This is a genomic window from Permianibacter fluminis (assembly GCF_013179735.1).
GTDB classification, from domain to species: Bacteria; Pseudomonadota; Gammaproteobacteria; order Enterobacterales; family Permianibacteraceae; genus Permianibacter; species Permianibacter fluminis.
Window position 1 is genome coordinate 639,182 of sequence record NZ_JABMEG010000002.1, and the last position, 22,635, is coordinate 661,816.

The following is a 22,635-nucleotide window of genomic DNA, read 5'->3' on the forward strand; positions in this document are numbered from 1 at the left end:
GGTCATCGCGTGCTGCCCGTCGGCGGTTGCTGAAAAGCCGGGACGTAATCTGAAATAAAAAAACCGGGCATGGCCCGGTTTTTTTATTTGTTGCATGTCGGCTCACAAGCTGGCGTAACCGTGCTCGGCGGCAATGGCCACCATCTGGATGCTGCGTGGCTGGCTCGATACTTCGCGGCCGTTGATCAGCACCTGGGTTTCAATTTTGTATTCGCCTTCCGGCGCGCCATCCGGCAGCTTCAAGGTAAAGGTGTTGACGAACTCGCCGCTGCCATCGGTGGCATTGGCTTTTTTCTCGCCACGTTTGAATTCCTCGCCGGACGGCGCGTAAGCGATCAGCACTTCCTTGACGTCCTTGATGGGTTCGCCGGTGCCGGCCACGACCCGTATGGTCGACTGCACTTTCAGGGCATCGCCGCGTTTCAGCGTGGCGTCCGGGTTCAGGGTGGTCTGGTATGCCACCAGTTCGGCTTTCGCCGGCAGCTTGCCTTTATTGGCGGCCCGATAGTCCTGCTCGACTTCGTCTTTGCTGCGGGTCTGCCGGCTGACAATTTCGACCACCGCACAGGCGGCAAGCCCGGCCAACGCGCCACGGCCAGCGCCTTTCTTGCCGCTGATGGCAGCGCCGATGGCGGCGCCACCGAGCGCGAACGCGCCACATTTGAGCGCCGTGCCCTTGTCGATGGACGCGCAAGACGTCAGCAACAACGCCGCGATTCCGAAACACAGGCCAACTTTTGCCGTGGATTGCATGATGATCTCCCTGATCCTGCCAATGCGTAGAGCGGGGCGCCGGCCGTCTGCCGGACGCATACTGCGCGAGTGGGCCCAGTCTACAAGCCGGGCCAACAAGTGCAAGGGCGCCAGTTTGGTCGGCGTCGGCTGAGCGCTGCCTGAACCGGCAGGCCGCATCCGGTTTGATATCGATCAAGCGCCGATGCCGCGGCTAGTCTGGCCAGATGGAGTGACGCCCGGCGCTGACGTAGAATGGGCCCGGACTCTTATGGCGCCACTGTCGGTGCCTGCACAGGAATGGAACGCGAATGACGGCGAAAACCGATGCAAAAGCCAGCGCTGTACTGGCCAACTGGGATGACCTGCTGCTGCTGGACGATCAGCTGACCGAAGAAGAGCGGCTGGTGCGCGACAGCGCCCGTGCTTATTGCCAGGAGCGGCTGATGCCGCGGGTCCTCGAAGCCAACCGGCACGAGCATTTCCACCGCGAAATCATGAACGAAATGGGTGAGCTCGGTTTGCTCGGCGTCACCGTGCACGGCTACGGCTGTGCTGGCGCCAGCTATGTCGCCTATGGCCTGGTGGCGCGGGAAGTGGAGCGGGTGGATTCCGGTTATCGTTCGGCCTGCTCGGTGCAATCCAGTCTGGTCATGTATCCCATCTACAAATACGGCAGCGAAGCGCAAAAACAGAAATACCTGCCGAAGCTCGCCAGCGGCGAATACGTCGGTTGCTTTGGCCTGACCGAGCCGGATGCCGGTTCCGATCCGGGCGGCATGAAAACCCGCGCCAAGAAAGTCGATGGCGGCTATTTGCTGCACGGCTCCAAGATGTGGATCACCAACTCGCCAATCGCCGATGTGTTTGTTGTCTGGGCCAAGAACGACGAGGGCAAGATCCGTGGTTTCGTGCTGGAAAAAGGCATGAAAGGACTCAGTGCGCCGAAAATCGAAGGCAAATTCAGTCTGCGCGCCTCGACCACCGGTGAAATCGTCATGGACAACGTGTTCGTGCCGGCCGAGAACGAATTTCCGGAAATCGAAGGTCTCAAAGGCCCGTTCGGTTGCCTGAACATGGCCCGTTACGGCATCAGCTGGGGCGCCATGGGCGCGGCCGAATTCTGCTGGCACGCCGCTCGCAGCTATACGCTCGAGCGCAAGCAGTTTGGCCGGCCGCTGGCCGCCACCCAGCTCATCCAGAAAAAGCTGGCCGACATGCAGACCGAGATCACGCTGAGCCTCCAGGCCAGCCTTCGGGTCGGACGGCTGATCGATGAGCACCGGTTCAAACCGGAGATGATTTCGCTGGTCAAACGCAATGCCTGTGGCAAGGCGCTCGATATCGCCCGGATGGCCCGCGACATGCACGGCGGCAACGGCATCAGTGACGAATTCCATGTCATTCGCCACGTCATGAATCTGGAGGCTGTTAACACGTACGAAGGTACGCATGACGTCCATGCCCTGATTCTGGGCCGGGCCCAAACCGGCCTGCAGGCATTCAGCTGAGCGAAAATTGGCCAACCCGTGCCACTACCGCCGAGCTAATCAGGCCGGGACAGCTGGGTTGAGGCAAGCTGCCTGAAACAACCGGCCTGAAACAACAGGGCTGCTGCATCAAGAAACTGGCACCGTTGGTGCCTTTTTTTTGACCAGTCCGGTTAAAAAACGTGTCGGAATTGGCAATTGTCCGAATCCGGGAAACTTAACGTAATAAATCCCGACAAATCGGTCGTGGCAGGGCCGGAAAGTTTGTGCCATGCTCGATTTATTCGGACAGTTTGGTCAGTGATGACCATCAGCAATCAGGTAGTGAAATGAAGCTCAAGCAGTCGTGGTTTGGCGCCGTGCGCGCAGGGGTCTCGGCCTTTATTCTGGCCGTGGTGGCGATTTCCTCCGGGCCGTTGCCGGCTGCGCCATCCGCGGAGACGCTCAGCCCTGAGCCGCAACATGCCCAGGTCGCGAAATACATTCGCAGCATCCTGAATGACGGCCATTATTCCCGGCCGCGCATTAATGATGATCTGTCGCTGAAAATGTTCGACCAGTATCTGAGCATGCTGGACGGCAACCGCAGCTATTTTACCCAGGCCGATATCGATCAGTTCAGCAAGTACAAGACTTCGCTGGATGACGCGCTGGCGCGCGGTGATCTGAGCGCGCCGTACGAAATTTTCACCGCTTTCCAGAAACGCTGGGAAGGCCGTTATGACTTCGCCATCAGCCTGCTACAAAAACCGATGAAATTCGACGGCAAGGACAGCTTTGTCGTCGACCGGGAAAAAGCACCGTGGCCGAAGAATGCCGACGAGCTCAATGAACTGTGGCGGCAACGGGTCAAATACGATGCGCTGAATCTGAAGCTGGCCAAAAAAGAATGGCCGGAGATTAAAGAGCTGCTGACCAAGCGCTATGAAGCCGCCAAGCGCCGGATGAGCCAGACCAACAGCGAAGACGTGTTTAGCTATTTCATGAACGCGGTCACCGCAGCAGTCGATCCGCACAGCAATTATTTCTCGCCGCCGCAGGCCGAAAATTTCGATATCGAAATGAAGCTGTCGCTGGAAGGAATCGGTGCGGTGCTGCAGACCGACGATGTCTACACCAAAGTGGCGCGACTGGTCGAGATGGGCCCGGCTGACAAGAGCAAGCAGATTTTCGCCGAAGACAAAATCATTTCGGTAGGTCAGGACAACCAGCCGATGGTCGATGTGGTCGGCTGGCGGCTGGATGATGTGGTGGATCTGATCCGCGGCAAGGCCGGTTCCGTGGTCCGGCTGGAAGTGATGCCGCACAGCGCCGGTGCCGATGGCAAGACCAAGATCATCAGTCTTGTCCGCGAGAAGGTGAAGCTGGAAGAGCAGGCCGCCAAGTCGGAAGTGATCAAGATCGACCGACCGGGTCGTCAGCACAGCATTGGCGTCATCACCGTGCCGAAGTTCTACGTCGACTTCCAAGCCCGCGCGATGGGCGATGAGAATTACAAGAGCGTGGCCCGCGATGTCCGCGATTTGCTGGTTAAGCTGAAAGCCGACAAAGTCGACGGCGTGATTCTGGATCTGCGCAACAACGGTGGCGGCGGCCTGGATGAGGCTGCCCAGATGTCGGGTCTGTTCATCGATCAAGGCCCGATTGTGCAGGAACGCACCCAGTTCGGTCAGATCTCGGTGTTGCCGGATGAAGATCCGGGTGAAACCTGGGACGGCCCGCTGGTGGTGCTGATCAATGGCCAGAGCGCGTCAGCTTCAGAGATTGTCGCGGCAGCGCTGCAGGATTATGGCCGTGCCTTGATCGTCGGAGAAACCTCGTTCGGCAAGGGCACCGTGCAGACCGTGGTGGATCTGAATCGCTATCGCGACGGTCCCGGCCAGAATTTTGGCCAGATCAAACTGACCGTGCACAAGTTCTACCGTGTCGATGGCAACAGTACCCAGCATCGCGGTGTGGTGCCGGATATCCAGCTGCCACCGATGTTTGATTCGGCCGAGTTTGGTGAGAGCTCCTTGCCGAACGCGATGCCTTGGGATCATATTCAAGCTGCCAATTACGCGATTGCCGGCGATGTCAAAAAATACGTGCCGCAGTTGAAAGCCATGCAGGACAAACGGGTCGCCAAAGATCCGGAGTACCAATACCTGCTGCAAGACATCGCGGAATACAACGTGCGCAAAAACGAAAAGACCGTGACCTTGAATGAGGCCGAGCGCAAAGCGGAGCGCGATCAGTTTGAGAAGAAACAATTGGCGCGGGAAAATGCCCGTCGCAAACTGAAAGGTCTGCCGCCGCTGAAAGTGCTGCCGGAACAGCCCGCTACTGATGAACCGGCTGACAGCAGCGATGATGTTCGGCTGACTGAGGCGGCCAATATTCTGTCCGATCTGATCTGGCTGCAGTCGGGTCAGCGCGTGGTGGACGCCAGCGACAGCAAGCGCGCGGCCCGGACCAATTGATTTTCTGACCAGGGACGGAGTGATTTATGATCCCATTGGTGGAACCCACCACTGATTTGATGGATGCCGTCAGGGCCGCGCGAGACAGCGCGGCCCATATTTTTTCCGAACGGGCAGCCGATTGTCAGCAAGTTGAAATGCAGGCCGAGGACGATATCCTCAGTTGGATACGCGAGCCGGCACTGTGTCGGGTGGAGAGTGGCAGCGTTGCCGTATTCGCGGAAAACAAGCTGCTGTTCTATTGGGATGAGGGTGACGCTTTCGCCACTGCCGATTTCATCGGTGTGGGTCCGACGCTGAGAATTCAGGTCGAAGACAGCGTTACGCTGTCGGTATTGCCGCAAGCCTTGTTGGCAGAGGCCGCCGATATTCGCGGTAAATACGAGGCGTTGCTGCGCCAGCACCGGCAGATTCTGCTGCTACTGGTTGGTCGGCTGGTGACTCCGGAAGAGCGGCCGCAACCGGGCTTTCGCCGGTTTGCGGACGGTGAGGCCATCATCACCCAGGGCGATGAAGCGGAGTACGTCTACACCATTCTGGAAGGCGTTGCCGATGTCTCGGTCGACGGCGTCAACGTTGGCGTGATCAATGAAGAAGAGATTTTCGGCGCCATGGCAGTGCTGACCGGGCAGCGCCGGGCGGCAACGGTGCGCGCGCGCGGCACTTGCAGTGTCATGATGGTGGCGCGCGATGAATTTGCCTCGCTGGTCAATACCCATCCGCAGCTGTTCATCAATCTGTTGCGTGACATGACCCGAACCATTGTCTCGCTGAACGAACGGGTGGTCAGTCTGGACGGGCGCTGATATTCGGACTGCATTGGATTTTGATCAAGGCCGCGTTTGCGGCCTTTTATTATTGTCCGCATTCAGACAATAAATTTTGCATAACGGAACGGCAATGCAATCAGCGGAATTTTGCATCATTGGTGGTGGCATCATCGGCTTAATGACCGCGCGCGAGCTGCTGTCGGCCGGTGCCTCGGTGACAGTGGTCGAGGCGGCAGGTTGTGGCCAGCAGGCGTCGTGGGCCGCTGGCGGTATTGTTTCGCCGCTGTACCCGTGGCGCTATCCGGCGCCGGTTACCGCTTTGGCTGATCAGGCCCAGTCGATTTATCCGAAGTTGAGCGAACAGTTGCGCGCCGCCACGGGTATTGATCCCGAATGGCAGCGCAGTGGTTTGTTGTTGCTCGATCTGGAGGATCAAACGGAGGCGTTGTCGTGGGCCGCAGAGCGCGAGCGCGCCGTCTCGATCTATTCCACCGATACCCTTGCTACATGTCAGGACGGATTGAGCGCCGATATAAGCCAGGCGATTTGCTTTCCCGATGTGGCGCAGGTGCGCAACCCACGCTTGTTGAAAGCGCTGCTGGCCGATGTCAAACAGCGCGGTGGCCAAATGGTTGAGCAGTGCTCAGTGACCGGTTTGCAAAGGGATGCCGCCGGCAACCGGATCACGGCGGTGCAAACGGCGAACGGGACCATTACGGCCGGCCAGTTTGTCATTTGCGCCGGTGCTTGGAGTGCACAGTTGCTGGCGCCATTTGGCATCGATCTGCCCGTCACGCCAGTGCGCGGGCAGATGCTGATGTTCGCCCCACATGCGCATTCGCTGCAGCGCATTGTCCTGCGTGACGGGCGCTATCTCATTCCGCGTCGTGATGGCCGCATCATCTGCGGCTCAACAATGGAGCACGCCGGGTTTGATCAGGAGATAACGGCTGACGCGCGGCAAAGCCTGTGGCAATCCGCGATTGCGATCATGCCCTCATTGCGTCAGGTGGACGTAGAGCAGCAGTGGGCGGGCCTGCGGCCCGGCAGTCCGAACGGCATTCCCTTTATCGGCCGCCTGCCGTCGCTGGCAAACGCCTGGATCAATGCCGGCCACTATCGCAATGGCATTGTGCTGGCGCCGGCTTCGGCGCGATTGCTGACAGATTTGATGCAGGAAAAAGCGACGAGCATTTCGGCTGCGCCGTATGCGTTGGGCATTAGCCACTAAGCATTCAGTGAAGACCCAAGCTCAGTCACGTTCGCGTGCAGGCTTTCACGATCATGCGCAGGTTTCCGCTGACGTGACGGGATTTTGCTGAAATCAGCGGCAATTTCAGCCGCTGATTTCAGTGTGTTGCGGATTCCAGAAAGTTACTGATCCAAGAACGTTACTGTCTCAAGATGGTTGCTGAAACCCGTTGGCCGCTCACTCAAGCCCGAGTTTCTGCAGCTTGTAACGCATGGCCCGGAAGCTGATGCCGAGCTTGCGGGCGGCAGCAGTCTTGTTCCAGCGGCAGGCTTCGAGCGCTTCGACAATTGCATCGCGCTCAATCTTTTCCAGATACAAATCGAGCGGAATGTCACCGCGTTTGCCGGGCGTGACGGCTGCCAGCGTGGCCGCGTCGATGACCGGTTCGCTGCTTTCCGGCAGCAACAGATCTTCAACCTCGATGACATCGCCATCGGCCAATGTCAGCGCCCGCTCCAGAATGTTTTCCAGCTCGCGGATGTTGCCGGGGAACGCGTATTTTTTCAGTCCGGCAATGGCGCTGGCGGTCAGCCCTGGCACATTCATGCCATGCCGATCGGCCAGTTTTTTCAGGATGTGGTTGGCCAGATCCGGAATGTCATCGATGCGCTCGCGCAGCGTCGGCGTGACGACCGAGATGACGTTGATGCGGTAGAACAAGTCCTGACGGAAGTGGCCGTTCTGGACCTGCTCCGCCAAATCCTTGTGCGTTGCGCTGACAATCCGCACGTTGATCGGAATTTCTTTTTCGGCGCCGACCGGCCGCACCGCACGTTCTTGAATAGCGCGCAGCAATTTGACCTGCATTGTGATCGGCAGATCCGCGACTTCATCCAGAAACAGCGTGCCACCGTCTGCAGCCTGGAACAGGCCTGGCTTGTCGGCGACTGCGCCGGTAAAGCTGCCTTTCTTGTGGCCGAAGAATTCGCTTTCCATCAGTTCGGATGGGATCGCGCCGCAGTTGACCGGCACGAACGGCGCATCGGCACGCGGACCGAGTTCGTGTATCAATTTGGCGACCAACTCTTTGCCGGTGCCGGATTCACCACTGATATGCACCGGTGCCTGACTGCGCGCCACTTTGCCAATGGTTTGCCGCAGTGCCTGCATGCGGCTGCTGCTGCCGATGAGCTGAGGCGCGCCGGGCGGAAATTCGGTGACCGGCTTTTCGCTCTCCGGTGTCGGCAGACTCAGCGCATTTTTGACCAGCTCGCGCAGTACGCCAAGCTCGATCGGTTTGGACAGAAAATCGAAGGCGCCGGATTTCATCGCCTCAATGGCGGTTTGCATATTGCCGTGGGCGGTGATCACTGCCACCGGCAGATTCGGCTGGCTGGCCTGCACGTACTTGACCAGCTCGATGCCATCGCCATCAGGCAGCCGGAGATCCGTCAGGCACATGTCAAACTTGTTTTGGCTCAACAGCTCGCGGGCTTGCTGCAGATTGGTCGCTTCACGGGTATCGACCCGCATGCGGCCCAGCGTGATGGCCAGCAGTTCGAGAATGTCGGGTTCATCGTCGACGATGAGTGCCAATGGTGTTTTCATGGTCCGTTGCCTTGTCTTTCTGCGTCATTATTGTTTTGGTTGCCGCTATGGTGCAGTAGCGAGACCAACGTAGCGGGCGCTGGCTCACGGCAATCGCTATTGTGCCGGAACCGTTCGCTGTGCCGGTGCAAAACTGATCCGGAAGCAGGTGCCACCGCTGGGGATCGGCAGGTAATTCAGCTGCGCCTGGTTGGCCTCGCACAATTCCCGGGCCAGGTACAAGCCTAGTCCAAGTCCCTTGCTGCTGGTGGTGAAAAAGGGCTCGAACATTTTTTCCGCCACTTCCGGGTTGATGCCTTCACCGTGGTCGATCACATCGAGAAACGGCCGGCCATTGCCCTTGTCGACACCGGCGTGCAGCTCCAGCAGCGGCCGGTTGACTTTGCGAATACTGTAACGAATGCCGTTTTCGCACAAGTTGGTCAGTACCTGTATCAGTTGTCCAACGTCACACTGCACGACGATATCGCGCGGATTGACGTCGGCGACGATTTCCGGTGCCGGGCTGCGGCCCAGTTTGAAGTCATCGACAAAACTCTGCAGGAACGCCGCCACGGCGATGCGTTCCGGTTTCGACGGCCGCCGCTGCGAGATCTGCAGAATGTTTTCGATGATGTTGTTCATCCGGGCCGAGTGCTTCTCGATGATGTCGACCAGCCGCTGATCGGCCGGGCCGATATCGGGCGATTCCTTCAATAGCTGGGCGGCATGGCTCAGTGCACCAAGCGGATTGCGGATCTCGTGAGCAATCGAGGCGGTCAGCCGGCCGAGCGAGGCCAGCTTCATCTGGGTGGCTTGCTGAGTGGTTTTGCTGGTGTCTTCGAGAAAAATCAGCGTCAGCTGCTGGTCGGTGCCAAGCGAGGTGAACGCCGGCAGCAGATCCGGGCCGGTGTTGGCAAGCCGAAACGGTTCGCCTTTCATGTCCGGATTGCGGCGCCAGTGCCGCAATTGCTTCAGCAGTGCCGGGCTGACTTCATCGACCGGTTTTTGCTGCACGGCATTGGGCATGCCGAGCAAGGTCCAGGCAGCGTGGTTGATCAGCTGAATCTGTTGTTGCTTGTCGACCACCAACACGCCGGCATTCATGTACTGAATGATGTGCTCGTTCAGTCGCTCCAACTTGGCCAGACTGACCCGGCTGGCTTCGGCGGCGGCTTCGGTTTCGCGGATGCGCCGTGCCAGCATCAGCGCCAGCGCCGACATGGCAAAGAAGGTGGCGCCAAGAATACCGGCCTGGGTGAAAGTGTTGATGGAGCGCAGCCCGGCCAGGAACGACCAGGTTTGCTCCGAGACAATTGCGACGCTGGCGAGCGCGGCAAACGTCAAGGACCACGGCCGCGCCAGCAGCAGGCTGGTGGTCGTGATGCTGACCCCGAGCAGCATGCCCAAACCGGTCGAGACACCGCCGCTGGCGTGCATCGCCAGCGTGATGCAGGCGATATCGATCAACACCATGATCACGACCTGACTGCGCACGCTCGGTTGCCGGCGATACAGCAAGGGCACCGCCAGCAAACTCAGCAACAGGTAAATGGCCGTGGTGTGCCGATACAGGTCTGGCCGCTCCTGACCAAGAAAACTTGGGCCGAGATTCAGTTCAAACAACATCACCATGCCGCCCGCGACCAGAAAACGGTACAGGTTGAACATGGTCAGGGCACGCCAGGCGTAGTGTTCACGGCTGCCGGCTTGATCGCGCGAGCGAACGAGGGCGGGGATTGGTTGGTTCATGTTGTACTGTTAAAGGTCCGGCACACTGCGACGGAAAAGTCTCGGCAGTGTCGGCAAATTTGCTGATGCCTGCAAGTCTGCCTGTTCGGCCAGAGCGGGATAGGCGAAAATAGCCACCATCACGGTCGCGCCATCAGCGCCGGCTTTCAGGCTCAGGAGTTTGTGCAATGCGGATCGCATTGGCTCAGGTCAACGTGCTGGTAGGGGATATCGTTGGCAATGTCGCGCGGCTGCGCGCGGTCATCGAACAGGCCAAGGCGGGCGGCGCGCGGCTGCTGGTCTGTTCCGAACAGGCGCTGTGCGCCTATCCGGCCGAGGACTTGGTGCTGCGGGCGGATTTTCAGCGCGCCATTGACCGCGGCTTGCGCGAGTTGGCGATGGCGGCCCAAGGCATCGCGGTCGTGGTCGGCCATCCGGAGCGTGACGGCGAGCAGTTGTACAACGCCGCGAGTGTGCTGCTCGATGGCCAGATCATCGCTCGTTATCGCAAGCAGCGGCTGCCGAATTATCTGGTCTTTGATGAAAAGCGCTACTTCAATGAAGGCCATGACACCTGCGTGTTCACGCTCGACGGCGTCCGCATCGGTGTGCTGATTTGTGAAGATCTCTGGCACCCGGAACCGGTGGCCGCTGCCAAGCAGGCCGGTGCCGATTTCATCGTCAGCCCGAATGGTTCGCCTTGGCATCGCAGTCAGGTCGCCGAGCGCAGCGCTGTGTTGGCGGCGCGGACGCAAGAAAGCGGTCTGCCGATTGTTTACGTCAATCAGATCGGTGCTCAGGACGAGCTGATTTTTGATGGCCGCTCGCAGGTTTGGACGCCGGCCGGCCGCATTTTGCTGTGCACACCGTTTGCCGAGGATCTGCGTCAAGTCAGCTGGCAGGCTGGCAAAATGCAGGCACTGGCCGACAGTGCCGATGATATCGCGGGCGAGGCGGAAATTTATCAGGCGCTGGTGCTCGGCGTGCGCGACTACGTTGAGAAGAGTGGCTTCAAAGGTGTGATTCTCGGCTTGTCCGGCGGCATTGATTCCGCGTTGGTATTGGCCATTGCAGTCGATGCCATCGGCGCCGAGCGGGTGCGCGCCGTGATGATGCCGTATCACTACACCGCCGATATCAGTGTTGAAGATGCCCGCTGCGAAGCCAATACGCTGGGCGCGCAGTTCGACATCATTTCCATCGAACCGATGGTCAAGGCCTTTTTGCAGACACTGGCGCCGCAGTTTGCCGGCACCAGCGTTGATTTGACCGAGCAGAACCTGCAAGCCCGTTGCCGCGGCACGCTGCTGATGGCGCTGTCGAACAAATTTGGTTATCTGGTGCTGACCACCGGCAACAAGAGCGAAATGGGCGTCGGTTATGCCACGCTGTATGGCGACATGGCCGGCGGCTTTGATGTGCTGAAAGACGTGCCGAAAATGACGGTGTACGCGCTGTCGCAATGGCGCAACCGCAATGGCGAGGTGATCCCGCAGCGGGTGATCGACAGGCCGCCGTCGGCCGAGCTGGCGCCGGACCAAAAGGACGAAGACAACCTGCCGCCGTATCCGGTGCTCGACGCGATTCTGGAGCGTTACATCGAATGCGATGAAGGCCTGCCGGAAATCGTCGCCGCCGGTTTTGACGCCGCAACGGTCAAGCGGGTCATGCAGCTGGTTGATCGCAATGAATACAAGCGTCGGCAAGCTGCGCCGGGGCCGCGCATCAGCAAGCGGGCATTTGGCCGGGATCGGCGCTATCCGATTGTTTCCGGCTTTATCAAACAACCAGACGATTGGCGTTAAGTGCTTGCCGGTTGGCAAAAACTGCTAGAGTCATTGCCATGCGTGCATCAGCAACAGAGGGAGTGCCGAGATGAAAAAAGTGGAAGCGGTGATCAAGCCGTTCAAGCTGGACGACGTTCGGGAAGCGCTGGGCGAGGTCGGCATCACCGGCATGACGGTCTGCGAAGTCAAAGGCTTCGGCCGCCAGAAAGGCCATACCGAGCTCTACCGTGGTGCCGAATACATGGTCGATTTTCTGCCGAAAGTGAAAATCGAACTGGTGGTTGCCGATGAGCTGGTTGACCGCTGCGTTGAAGTCATTATGGAGACGGCCCGCACCGGCAAAATCGGCGATGGCAAGATTTTCGTTTATGACGTGGCGCGGGTGATACGGATTCGGACTGGGGAAGAGGACGAGGCGGCGTTGTAGGTCTCAATGAAAAGTCCGAGATTTAACTTTATGCGCAGTCTATTGCTGCTTTACTCTTTGATCCTGACTGGATGCTCAACTGTTATGGAGTATCAAGCGTCCGAGCGTCTAGATTTCGGAGATGGTCGTGGATATTTGGAACAGAAACAAGATGACAGCCGCTTCCATGTGCAGGTTTTGGGATATCGCAATGATTCTGACTTTTCGCTATTAGAAAAATATCTTTATAAGCGAGCTGGTGAGTTATGTATGCCTGAAGCTTATCGCATTGAGAATCTGTTCAGTCATCAACGCATCTTGTATCACCCGAAAGCGCCGCAAATCGTTTCCGAAGCTGATGTGGTTTGTTTGTTGTAACGACAATAAAACGACAAGGGCCGCAAAAGCGGCCCTTGTCGTTTAACGCGAAACTTCAACCTTCCAAATCCTTCAACCGATCCGGAAAATTCAGTGCCAGCACATCGTGCGATTCTTTTTCCAGTTCCGGCAAATTCAGTTCGCGGTAGCACTGCACCAGCATCACCAGCGCATCGGCGGTGGCGTTGACGTTGGGGAAGTGTTCGATCACGTTGCGGGCGCGGTTGGCGGCGGCGAGCCAGGCTTTGCGCTGGGTATAGTAGGTCGCCGCGTGCAATTCGAAATCGGCCAAACGGTTACGCAGGTAAATCATCCGCTGGCGGGCATCGGCGGCGTATTGGCTATCCGGGTACAGCTTGATCAGTTCGCTGAAATCCTTGAAGGCTTTTTCGGCGGTGCTGGCATCGCGCTCGGACAGCGAGGCGGCAAACGCCTCGCGCAGGAAACCGAGTTCCGAGTAGTAATTGACCAGGCCTTTCATGTAGTAGACGTAGTCAAGGTTCGGGTGGCGCGGGTTCTGCCGGATAAAGCGATCGGCGGCGGCAACGGCCGACGGGGTGTCGCGGTTCTGGTAGTAGGCGTACATCAGATCCAGCTGGGCTTGTTGCGAGAACGGCCCGAACGGGTAACGGGAATCGAGGTTTTCCAGCTTCTCGATGGCCGTCTTCCAGTTGCCGACCTGCATGGACTCACGGGCCGAGGCATACAGCTGCTGGGCGCTCTGGTCGCGACGGCGCTGTTCGCGCTCTTCAGCCGTGGTGGCGCAGCCGGTCACAATCATGGCGGCGAGGAAAAGGCACAGCAAACGGCTCAACATGCGAACAAACTGCCTTTGGTTGTTGTGTAGGTTGCTAGAATAGCGGGGCATTCTAACCAAGCTCTGCATCAAGGTCACTCTTCCCATGAATTCAGTTGTTATTGGCCCCGACTCGGAACCGGTTCGGCGCGAAGCCATTGTCCCGGAACAGGCGTTCGGGAGTCGGTTGGACGTCGTTCTGGCGGATTTGTTCAGTGAATATTCGCGGGTGCGGCTACAAGGCTGGATCAAGGATGGCTGCGTCAAGGTCAATGGCGTGGTGGTTGACCGGGCCCGGGAAAAGCTGATGGGCGGCGAACAATTGCTGCTGGAAGCCTCGATTCCGGTGCAAAGCGAAAATATCGCCGAAGACATTCCGCTCGATATCGTTTACGAAGACGACGCGCTGCTGGTGGTCAATAAACAGGCAGGTCTGGTCGTGCATCCGGCGCCGGGCCACGCCAGCGGCACCCTGGTCAATGCGCTGCTGCATCACGCGCCGGAACTGAAAATGTTGCCGCGCGCCGGCATCGTGCACCGGCTCGACAAGGACACCTCCGGTTTGCTGGTTATTGCCCGGTCGCCGGATACCCATCTGGCGCTGGTTCAGCAACTCGGCAAGCGCGCTTTTCTGCGTGAATACGATGCCATCGTTCATGGTACGGTCGTCGCGGGCGGCACGGTGGATGCGGCGATTGGCCGCGATCCGACTGATCGCCAGCAAATGGCCGTGGTCGAAGAAACCGGCCGCAACGCCGTGACCCATTACCGGGTGGTCGAACGCTTCCGCGCCCATACCCATATCAAATGCCGGCTGGAAACGGGCCGGACCCACCAGATCCGGGTGCACATGATGCACGCCGGTTTTCCGCTGCTGGGTGATCCGGTCTATGGCGGCCGTCGCCGGGCGCTGGCCGAAGCCAGCCCGGAACTGGCCGAGACCATGAAGAATTTCCGCCGGCAGGCACTGCATGCCGCCAAGCTCGGTTTGAGCCATCCGGTCACCGGTGAGCTGATGCATTGGCAGGCGCCGATGCCGGCCGATCTGGAGCATTTGCTGGAATTGCTGCGCAAGGACCGGGTCAGCAATGACTACTGAGTCAGCGTCGCTTGAGCTGATTCGCCCTGACTGGCCGGCACCGGCATCCGTTCAGGCATTTGCCAGCACCCGCTGCGGCGGCGTCAGTACCGGCGCCTATGCCGGGCTCAATCTGGGTGCCCATACCGGCGACAATCCGGCGGCGGTAGCCAGCAATCGCGCGCTGCTACGCCAGCGGCTGGCATTGCAGAATCAGCCGCACTGGCTGAATCAGGTGCATGGCGTCGCGGTGGCAGAACTGACGGCAGAATTGGCGACAGAAAAGCGCACCGAAACGATCGCCACTGTTCCCGTCACCGCCGATGCCAGTGTCAGCCGTGCCGTCGATACTGTCTGCGCCGTGCTGACCGCCGACTGCCTGCCGGTTCTGTTTTGTGATCGCGCCGGCCAGTGGGTCGGCGCCGCCCATGCCGGTTGGCGCGGGCTCTGTGCCGGCGTGCTGGAACAGACGCTGGCGCATTATCACGGCGCCCGTAGCGAGCTGATGGCTTGGCTCGGCCCTGCCATTGGCCCGACCGCGTTCGAAGTGGGGCCGGAAGTGCGAGCCGAATTTGTCCGGCACGATGCTGCAGCGGCCAGTGCCTTTCGTGCTGGCGCAGCCGATCGCTGGTATGCCGATTTGTACGCGCTGGCGCGTCAGCGTTTGCAGGCTGCTGGCGTGAATGCCATTTTTGGTGGCGGTTTCTGCACCTTTAGCGAACCGCAGCGGTTTTATTCTTATCGCCGTGATCAGCAGACGGGTCGGCAGGCAACGTTGATTTGGCGGAGTGCAGCATGATGTTCGCGTTGATGCTGGCAGTGGTGCTGCTGCTGATCGTGCTGACCATTTGGGCCGGCCTGCGCGCTAATGAAGCCGATTGGGGTCGCTGGTGGGTCAATGCCATCGATGGCTTGGCCCGGCGTTACGTCCGGCGTTTTCATCGCTTGAGCGGTGCCCGGCTGCATTTGCCGGACGGCGGGGTCTTGGTCGCCGCCAATCATGTCTCCGGTTTGGATCCCTTGTTGCTGGTGGCCGCTTCACGGCGTCCGCTGCGTTTTTTGATCGCGGAAGAAGAATACAATCGGTTCGGTTTGCGCTGGTTGTTTCGCGCCGCGGGCTGCATTCCGGTAGACCGCGGTGGTCGCACCGATGCGGCATTTCGTGCGGCGGTGCGGGCGTTGAAAGCCGGTGAAGTGGTGGCACTGTTTCCACACGGCCGCATTCATCTGGATGCGCAGCCTGAATCACGGGTCAAGCCCGGTGTGCTGCGTCTGGCCCAGCTGGCCAATTGCCCGATTGTGCCGGCGCGGCTGGAAGGCATTGCCGGGCCGGGAACGGTATTCACTTGTCTGTTTTTGCGTAGCCACGCCACGCTGACCGATTTTCCCATGCTGACCGCCGAGCATGCGCACGGTCCTGATATGCGTCAACAATTGGGCGAGTTGCTGCTGGGACGCCGTACGGCACTTGAAATCGCCGAATCCTGACCGCATCTCGTTGTCATTGGCGCGCCGACCGGTGCTGAACATCGGTTGGCGCTGCACTGTGAAAGCGAGGATAACTCATGCGTATGGATCGGTTGACCAGCAACCTGCAACTGGCGTTGGCGGATGGCCAATCGCTGGCGCTTGGCCGCGATCATCAATTTATCGAGCCGCTGCATTTGATGCTGGCGTTGCTCAATCAGGACGGCGGCTCGGCCCGCCATCTGCTCGAACGCGCCGGCGTCAATCTGAATGCGCTGCGCTCGCAGCTGACCCAGGCACTGGAACGTTTGCCCAGCGTGCACGGCACCGAAGGCGAAGTGCATCTGTCCAATGAGCTGGCTCGCTTGCTGAATGTGTGTGACAAGCTCGCCCAGCAACGCAAAGACGCCTATATCTCGTCAGATATTTTCCTGCTCGCCGCCGCTGAAGACAAAGGCGCGCTCGGCGAATTGCTGCGCAAACTCGGCTTGCAAAAAGCCTCGCTGGAAAAAGCCATTGACTCGGTCCGTGGCGGCCAGCGCGTCGAGGATGCCAACGATGAAGAAAAGCGGCAGGCGCTGGAAAAATTCACTATCGATCTGACAGCCCGGGCCGAGCAGGGCAAGCTTGACCCGGTTATCGGCCGCGATGACGAAATTCGCCGGACCATACAGGTGTTGCAGCGCCGGACCAAAAACAATCCGGTGCTGATCGGCGAGCCGGGCGTCGGTAAAACCGCCATTGTCGAAGGGCTTGCCCAGCGCATCGTCAACGGCGAGGTTCCTGAAGGCTTGAAGCACAAGCGGGTGCTGGTGCTGGACATGGGCTCGTTGATCGCCGGCGCGAAATTCCGCGGCGAATTTGAAGAACGGCTGAAAGCGGTATTGAATGAATTGTCCAAAGAAGAGGGCAAAGTCATTCTGTTCATCGACGAGCTGCACACCATGGTCGGTGCCGGCAAAGCCGATGGCGCCATGGATGCCGGCAACATGCTGAAACCGGCGCTGGCCCGCGGCGAATTGCACTGTGTGGGCGCGACCACGCTGGATGAATACCGCAAGTACATCGAGAAAGACGCGGCACTGGAGCGGCGTTTCCAGAAAGTGCTGGTGGAAGAACCGAATGTTCCGGACACCATCGCGATTCTGCGTGGTCTGAAAGAGCGCTACGAAGTGCACCACGGCGTTGAAATCACTGACGCTGCGATTATCGCGGCAGCCACGCTGTCGCATCGTTATATCTCGGATCGCAAACTGCCGGACAAGGCCATTGATCTGGTAGACGAAGCGGCGTCGCAAATCCGCATGGAGATCGATTCCAAGCCAGAAGAAATGGACAAACTGGAGCGCAAGCTGATCCAGCTGAAAATGGAGCGGGAAGCGCTGAAGAAAGAGTCCGATGCCGGCGCCAGAAAAAGCCTGGACGCGCTGGAAGAGGATATCAAACGCTTTGAACGTGACTTTGCCGAGCTGAACGAGATCTGGCTGGCCGAGAAAGCAGCGCTGCAAGGCTCCACCAATATCAAAACCGAACTGGAACGTGCCCGTCAGGACATGGATGTGGCCCGCCGGGCCGGCGATCTGGCCCGGATGTCGGAGCTGCAATACGGCCGCATTCCGGAACTGGAAAAGAAACTCGATATGGCGGCGCAGGCCGAGATGCAGAAAATGCGTCTGCTGCGCAACAAAGTCAGCGACGTCGAAATCGCCGGCATCGTTTCGAAATGGACCGGCATTCCGGTGGCGAAAATGCTCGAAGGTGAGCGCGACAAACTGCTGCGGATGGAAGAGGCGTTGCATCAGCGCGTCATCGGCCAGAACGAGGCGGTCACCGCCGTTGCCAATGCCATTCGCCGTGCCCGCGCCGGTCTGGCGGAACCGAACCGGCCGAACGGCTCGTTCCTGTTCCTCGGCCCCACTGGCGTCGGCAAGACCGAACTGTGCAAGACGCTGGCGTCATTCCTGTTCGACAGCGAAGAGGCGATGATACGTATCGACATGTCGGAGTACATGGAGAAGCACGCGGTCGCACGCTTGATCGGCGCACCGCCCGGTTATGTCGGTTATGACGAGGGCGGTTATCTGACCGAGGCGGTGCGGCGCAAACCGTATTCGGTTGTGTTGTTCGACGAAGTCGAGAAAGCCCATCCGGATGTGTTCAATGTGCTTCTGCAAGTGCTGGAGGATGGTCGCTTGACCGATGGTCAGGGTCGCACCATCGACTTTCGCAATACCGTGGTCGTGATGACATCGAACCTTGGCTCCGACATCATCATGGAGCACCGCAAGAGCAGTCACGGTGAGTTGAAAGAGATGTTGATGGATGTGATCGGCAAGTATTTCCGGCCGGAGTTCATCAACCGGGTTGACGAGATTGTCGTGTTCCACGCGCTGGCCGACGAGCATCTGCAGCAAATCGCCAGCTTGCAGGTGGAAGGACTGCGGCGCCGGTTGGCTGATTCTGAAATCAAGCTGCAAGTGACGCCGGAAGCGCTGCTGTATCTTGCCAAAGCTGGCTCCGATACGGCTTACGGTGCGCGGCCGCTGCGCCGGGTGGTCCGGCAGTTGGTGGAAAACCCGCTGGCGCAGAACATTTTGGCAGGCCGTTTTGCTGCCGGCGAGACGGTGGTGGTTGACGTCAAGCAGGGCGAGATTGTGCTCGGCAAACCACAGTGATCTGGGAGTCGTCGCTCAGCAGAAATACCTGAGCACACAAAAAGGGCGCCTTGGCGCCCTTTTTGTGTGCTTGACAGAACGGCCTTGCTGAACCGTTTTGCTGTGCTGTAGTGAAACTGACCGCGTTTATTTCTTGCAGAAATTCTGCATTTGCAATTCGGTCGCGGCCAGCTTTTCCTTGCGCTCTTCGTCGGTCAGATGGCGCTCGGTGCCGTCCTTGTCAGTGATTTTGATCTTGGCCGCGGTTTGCAGCATTTCCTTGTTCTGTTTGGCCACTTCGCAATTGCGGGCCAATTTATCGGCCTCGGCCTTGGCTACGGCGACGTCACCCTTGGCGGCCGCTTCGGATTCTTTGGCAGCGGCCGGTTTGCTGCTCGTGGTGGTGGTGGCGGTCGGTTCTTTCACCCGAGTCCGGATGGTTTCGTACGGCCGATCCTTTGGCGGGATCTGGGTGTACTGCACCTGACCGTTGTCATCGGTCCATTTGTAGGAATCTGCGGCGTGGGCGACAACGGTCACCATCAGTGCTGCAGCAATCGTGGCGGCGATACGCAAAGACTTCATGACCCGACTCCGTTTCTTAGGCTGGGAACAGCGCGTGCCAGTACCGGCATGGTGGCACTAAACAAGGTGGCACTAAACAAGGTGGCACTAACTCGGTGGCGCTACCTATATGGTGCCGCTAACTATAGTGAGCCTTCGCCGAGCTTGGAAGCGCAGCGGTTCAAACTTCCAGGTATTCGGCGGTCTGCAAACCATTTTGTTCCGCAAAGCCGAGGATTTCCTTGTACAGCTGAGGATGGCTGTCAGCCAGGCGGATATCGACCACCACACCTTTCTGGCCTTCGATGATGACCGGGCGCAGCAGCGGCGAGTAGTACATCCGACGGTTGCGAAAGCTGCAAAGATTGCCGCACATGCGTTCGGCCCAGTCACTGGGTCGAAACACCTCGCCGGTGTCGGTAATGCCTTTGATGAGAAGTTTTTTGCTTTCGCTCATGGTATCGATGGTAACGGGGACTGACACGGTAAAAGCCGCAGAAATGCGCCGGCGACACTATAGCAGAGCGGCTGCTAGCTGCGGCTTTCCGAGCGTGGTTTGCCATTTTCATGACGGGGCGCAAGCCTACGGTCAGACTGTTGTCTGTGGTATGTTCCAGCGCAAAATCAGGCCACAAAAATCTGCCGAGCCCGCCATGTCCGCCATCATCTCCGAACCTCGCCGTCGCCGAAACGGCATCTACCTGCTGCCTAATCTGTTCACGACCGCTGGCTTTTTCGCCGGTTTTTTTGCCGTGATTGCCGCGATGGGCGGCCGTTTTGAAGCCGCCGCGATCGCCATTTTTGTCGCCATGTTGATGGACGGCATCGATGGCCGACTGGCCCGGCTGCTCAATGCCCAGAGCGATTTCGGCGCCCAGTACGACAGCCTGGCCGACATGATGTCATTTGGTTTGGCACCGGCGCTGGTTGCCTATCTGTACGCCCTGCAGGGGCTGGGCAAAGTCTGGTGGTTGCCGGCGTTTGTTTATGGCGTTTGCGCCGCGCTGCGACTGGCGCGCTTCAATACTCAGGTCGGCAGTGCCGACAAACGCTACTTTCAGGGGCTGGCGAGCCCAGCGGCTGCGGCACTGATTGCCGGCTTGGTCTGGGTGGGCGTTGATCTGGACTGGTCGCGGAACTGGGTCGGGCCGGTGTTTGCCAGTTTGTGCATCATTGCCGGCCTGCTGATGGTCAGCAATTTTCGTTACCCGAGCTTCAAGGAGGTCGATTGGCGCGGCCGGGTGCCGTTCATGACGGTGCTGGTCTTGATGCTGGTGCTGGTCCTGATCGCTTCGTTCACCTCGGTCGTACTGTTTACCGGCTTCGCCGTTTACGCCCTGTGGGGTCCGATTTTTACCATCTGGAGCAAGCGCAAGGCGCGCTCAAGTCGGCAGGTGGAACCGCGCCCGGCACCCTGAACAGGGCGATAGCTGCGTTCCTGCGCGGGCGGTGGCTGCCACTCACGTAACTTCTCACGTAACTTCCGGCCGGCGCTGGCGTCCAACGGCGGACACTTTCTGCTGAACCGATGCACGGAGATCGCCCATGGCCCCATTGATACGCATCGCTGGCGCGTTGAACGAAGCGCGCGTCAGTGACGAAACCGCCTATTTCCAGCGTAGACAAGTCCTGCAGGCTCTCGGCTTGTTGGCGGCCGGCAGCCTGTTGCCCGCAGCGGCGGCGCAGTCCGGCCCGGGTCAGGCGTTGTCGGCCCGGCGCGATGGCAATCCCGGCAAGCTCAAGCTGACGGAAGAGGCAGCCGTCACCAGCTACAACAATTTCTACGAGTTTGGGCTCGACAAAGCCGACCCCGCTAAAAATGCCGGGCGGCTGAAAACCGCGCCGTGGTCAGTGGTGATTGAGGGGGAAGTCAACAAGCCCGGCCGCTACGATCTGGAAGACCTGCTGAAAGGCGTCGAGCTGGAAGAACGCATCTATCGCATGCGCTGTGTCGAGGCCTGGTCCATGGTTATTCCGTGGATTGGTTTTCCGCTCGCCAGTCTCATCAAACGCTTCGAGCCAACCAGCAAAGCCAAATACGTGGCGTTCCAGACGCTGCACGATCCGCAACAGATGCCGGGCCAGAAGCCGGGTTTCCTGGGCTTTTCCTCACTCGATTGGCCCTATGTGGAAGGGCTGCGAATGGATGAGGCCATGCATCCGCTGACCCTGCTGGCCGTCGGTCTGTACGGCAAGACCCTGCTGCCGCAAAACGGCGCGCCGCTGCGGCTGGTGGTGCCGTGGAAATATGGCTTCAAGGGCATCAAGTCAATTGTTCGCATCCGCTTTCAGGAAAGCCAGCCGGCGACCAGCTGGAATCGTTCCGCACCCGGCGAATATGGCTTCTATGCCAACGTGAACCCCGCAGTCGATCACCCGCGCTGGAGCCAGGCCCGGGAGCGCCGCATCTACAGCGGTTCGCTGTTTGGTGGGGTCGAGCGTATTGAGACGCTGCCGTTCAACGGCTATGCCGAACAAGTGGCCGGGCTGTATGCCGGCCTCGATTTGCGCCGGAATTACTGAGCATGAATCGTGAACTCTGGGTCCGGCGCGGCCTGAAACCCTTGTTGTTTGTTGCCTTGTCGGTGCCGGCGCTGTGGCTGGTTTACGGGATTGTGATGGCTGACTTGGGCGCTGACCCGCAGAAATACCTGGTCCACCAGACCGGCAAATGGGCCCTCAACAGCCTGTGGCTGACGCTGGCGGTAACCCCGCTGCGGCGCTGGAGCGGCATTGCCCAGCTGCTGCTGGTCCGGCGCATGCTGGGCCTGTTCGCGTTTTTCTACGCCTGCCTGCATGTCACCGCCTATGTGACCCTCTATATGCAACTGGACTGGGCGACCTTGCTGGAAGACCTGACCAAGCGGCCCTACATCATCGTCGGGTTCGCCGCCTTTCTTGGCCTGTGGCCGCTGGCGCTGACCTCGACCCGCGCCCAGATGCGCCGGCTCGGCCGGCGTTGGCAGCAGCTGCACCGGCTGGTCTATCCGGTGGCCATTCTGGTTGCTGTCCATTTTGTCTGGCAGGTGAAGTCTGATCTGAATCAACCGCTTTTTTACGCGCTTCTGCTAGGCTTTCTGCTAGCGGTCCGAGTCTATTGGCAATGGCCGGTGCGGCAATCGCCCATCGGGTCATCCCGTCAAGTCCCCGCAGCAGAAAAATAGCCCTTGCACGGCAGTTGCCCGGCCCTATAATGCGCGCCCGGTCGCTGCCCTGTCCCTGACAGAACGGTGACCGAGGCGGTCAACCCGACGCATCGACAGCTTGTTATGAAGCCTCGCTGCAAAAGTCTGTTGACAGCCAAGCAAGGCGCTGTAGAATGCGCGCCCCTGCCAACGCAAAGCGCGAAAGCAGGGCGAAGTCAGCAAGTCGGTTGTTCGCTAAGTTGCGAATAACGCAGCAAAAAAGCTGCAGCGACGTGTTGACAAGCAGATGGGGTGCTGTAGAATGTGCGCCCCGCCGGACGGTAAGTCTGGCGATGTGCTGGATGGTGAATCCGGTGCTGCCGAAAGGCAAACGCTCTTTAACAACATGAACGAAG

21 protein-coding genes are annotated in these 22,635 nt (G+C 59.2%); 14 read left to right on the forward strand and 7 right to left on the reverse strand.

Features of this window, described 5'->3' with window-relative positions; translation table 11 throughout:
• Nucleotides 1–102 precede the first annotated feature (102 nt).
• Nucleotides 103–753, reverse strand: a complete 651-nt coding sequence (locus tag HPT27_RS18005) for a hypothetical protein (RefSeq protein ID WP_172246342.1) — start codon at nt 751–753, stop codon at nt 103–105.
• A gap of 290 nt (nt 754–1,043) precedes the next feature.
• Between HPT27_RS18005 and HPT27_RS18010 the strand changes: the two genes are divergently transcribed.
• The 4 genes from HPT27_RS18010 (at nt 1,044) to thiO (ending at nt 6,685) form a co-directional block, all read left to right on the forward strand.
• The gene (locus HPT27_RS18010) at nt 1,044–2,243 is read left to right on the forward strand and encodes an acyl-CoA dehydrogenase (RefSeq protein ID WP_172246343.1); all 1,200 of its coding nucleotides are present in this window, start codon (nt 1,044–1,046) and stop codon (nt 2,241–2,243) included.
• A 308-nt stretch (nt 2,244–2,551) separates the two neighbouring features.
• Nucleotides 2,552–4,684, forward strand: a complete 2,133-nt coding sequence (locus tag HPT27_RS18015; protein ID WP_172246344.1) for a carboxy terminal-processing peptidase — start codon at nt 2,552–2,554, stop codon at nt 4,682–4,684.
• Between the two features lie 26 nt (nt 4,685–4,710).
• The gene (locus tag HPT27_RS18020; RefSeq protein WP_172246345.1) at nt 4,711–5,490 is read left to right on the forward strand and encodes a Crp/Fnr family transcriptional regulator; all 780 of its coding nucleotides are present in this window, start codon (nt 4,711–4,713) and stop codon (nt 5,488–5,490) included.
• Between the two features lie 94 nt (nt 5,491–5,584).
• The gene (thiO, locus tag HPT27_RS18025) at nt 5,585–6,685 is read left to right on the forward strand and encodes a glycine oxidase ThiO (RefSeq protein ID WP_172246346.1); all 1,101 of its coding nucleotides are present in this window, start codon (nt 5,585–5,587) and stop codon (nt 6,683–6,685) included.
• A gap of 198 nt (nt 6,686–6,883) precedes the next feature.
• Here thiO and HPT27_RS18030 read toward each other — a convergent pair whose 3' ends face one another.
• Nucleotides 6,884–8,254, reverse strand: a complete 1,371-nt coding sequence (locus HPT27_RS18030; RefSeq protein WP_172246347.1) for a sigma-54-dependent transcriptional regulator — start codon at nt 8,252–8,254, stop codon at nt 6,884–6,886.
• Between the two features lie 96 nt (nt 8,255–8,350).
• Nucleotides 8,351–9,985, reverse strand: coding sequence for a sensor histidine kinase (locus tag HPT27_RS18035; protein WP_172246349.1), 1,635 nt, complete (start codon nt 9,983–9,985; stop codon nt 8,351–8,353).
• A 167-nt stretch (nt 9,986–10,152) separates the two neighbouring features.
• On the opposite strand from HPT27_RS18035, the gene HPT27_RS18040 reads away from it, so the two are divergent.
• The 3 genes from HPT27_RS18040 (at nt 10,153) to HPT27_RS18050 (ending at nt 12,535) form a co-directional block, all read left to right on the forward strand.
• Nucleotides 10,153–11,769: an NAD+ synthase gene (locus tag HPT27_RS18040; protein WP_172246351.1), complete on the forward strand. Its 1,617-nt coding sequence runs from the start codon at nt 10,153–10,155 to the stop codon at nt 11,767–11,769.
• Between the two features lie 70 nt (nt 11,770–11,839).
• On the forward strand, nt 11,840–12,178 hold the full coding sequence (gene glnB, locus HPT27_RS18045) for a nitrogen regulatory protein P-II (protein WP_172246353.1): 339 nt from the start codon (nt 11,840–11,842) through the stop codon (nt 12,176–12,178).
• Nucleotides 12,179–12,262: 84 nt separating this feature from the next.
• Entirely contained in the window at nt 12,263–12,535 is a 273-nt protein-coding gene (locus HPT27_RS18050) for a hypothetical protein (RefSeq protein ID WP_172246355.1), read from the forward strand.
• A 55-nt stretch (nt 12,536–12,590) separates the two neighbouring features.
• Here the strand turns inward: HPT27_RS18050 and HPT27_RS18055 are convergent, their stop codons facing one another.
• Nucleotides 12,591–13,352 carry an outer membrane protein assembly factor BamD gene (locus tag HPT27_RS18055; RefSeq protein ID WP_211198100.1) on the reverse strand — a complete coding sequence of 254 codons (762 nt, stop codon included), beginning with the start codon at nt 13,350–13,352 and terminating at the stop codon, nt 12,591–12,593.
• 85 nt (nt 13,353–13,437) lie between these two features.
• Between HPT27_RS18055 and rluD the strand changes: the two genes are divergently transcribed.
• The 4 genes from rluD (at nt 13,438) to clpB (ending at nt 18,551) form a co-directional block, all read left to right on the forward strand.
• Nucleotides 13,438–14,430, forward strand: coding sequence for a 23S rRNA pseudouridine(1911/1915/1917) synthase RluD (gene rluD, locus HPT27_RS18060; protein ID WP_172246357.1), 993 nt, complete (start codon nt 13,438–13,440; stop codon nt 14,428–14,430).
• Nucleotides 14,420–15,208, forward strand: a complete 789-nt coding sequence (pgeF, locus tag HPT27_RS18065; RefSeq protein WP_172246359.1) for a peptidoglycan editing factor PgeF — start codon at nt 14,420–14,422, stop codon at nt 15,206–15,208. The genes rluD and pgeF overlap by 11 nt, the downstream gene beginning before the upstream one ends.
• On the forward strand, nt 15,205–15,897 hold the full coding sequence (locus HPT27_RS18070) for a lysophospholipid acyltransferase family protein (RefSeq protein ID WP_172246361.1): 693 nt from the start codon (nt 15,205–15,207) through the stop codon (nt 15,895–15,897). Before pgeF ends, HPT27_RS18070 begins: the two co-directional genes overlap by 4 nt.
• 77 nt (nt 15,898–15,974) lie before the next feature.
• A complete protein-coding gene (clpB, locus tag HPT27_RS18075; protein ID WP_172246363.1) occupies nt 15,975–18,551 on the forward strand; it encodes an ATP-dependent chaperone ClpB in 2,577 nt (858 codons plus the stop codon).
• A gap of 126 nt (nt 18,552–18,677) precedes the next feature.
• Here clpB and HPT27_RS18080 read toward each other — a convergent pair whose 3' ends face one another.
• Together HPT27_RS18080 and HPT27_RS18085 are read right to left on the reverse strand one after the other, a co-directional pair.
• Nucleotides 18,678–19,115 carry a DUF4124 domain-containing protein gene (locus tag HPT27_RS18080; RefSeq protein WP_172246365.1) on the reverse strand — a complete coding sequence of 146 codons (438 nt, stop codon included), beginning with the start codon at nt 19,113–19,115 and terminating at the stop codon, nt 18,678–18,680.
• Between the two features lie 160 nt (nt 19,116–19,275).
• On the reverse strand, nt 19,276–19,578 hold the full coding sequence (locus HPT27_RS18085; RefSeq protein ID WP_211198101.1) for a DUF3579 domain-containing protein: 303 nt from the start codon (nt 19,576–19,578) through the stop codon (nt 19,276–19,278).
• A gap of 124 nt (nt 19,579–19,702) precedes the next feature.
• On the opposite strand from HPT27_RS18085, the gene pssA reads away from it, so the two are divergent.
• The 3 genes from pssA to HPT27_RS18100 all read left to right on the forward strand — a co-directional run bounded on the left by pssA (nt 19,703) and on the right by HPT27_RS18100 (nt 22,258).
• Nucleotides 19,703–20,512 (forward strand): CDP-diacylglycerol--serine O-phosphatidyltransferase, encoded by an 810-nt coding sequence (gene pssA / locus HPT27_RS18090; RefSeq protein ID WP_211198102.1) that lies wholly within the window; start codon nt 19,703–19,705, stop codon nt 20,510–20,512.
• Nucleotides 20,513–20,639: 127 nt separating this feature from the next.
• The gene (gene msrP / locus HPT27_RS18095; RefSeq protein ID WP_172246369.1) at nt 20,640–21,617 is read left to right on the forward strand and encodes a protein-methionine-sulfoxide reductase catalytic subunit MsrP; all 978 of its coding nucleotides are present in this window, start codon (nt 20,640–20,642) and stop codon (nt 21,615–21,617) included.
• A gap of 2 nt (nt 21,618–21,619) precedes the next feature.
• Complete coding sequence (locus HPT27_RS18100) at nt 21,620–22,258, forward strand: protein-methionine-sulfoxide reductase heme-binding subunit MsrQ (protein ID WP_211198103.1); 639 nt, start codon at nt 21,620–21,622, stop codon at nt 22,256–22,258.
• A gap of 103 nt (nt 22,259–22,361) precedes the next feature.
• Here HPT27_RS18100 and HPT27_RS19120 read toward each other — a convergent pair.
• Nucleotides 22,362–22,635: hypothetical protein (locus HPT27_RS19120; RefSeq protein WP_211198104.1), on the reverse strand; the 274-nt coding region annotated here is incomplete at its 5' end.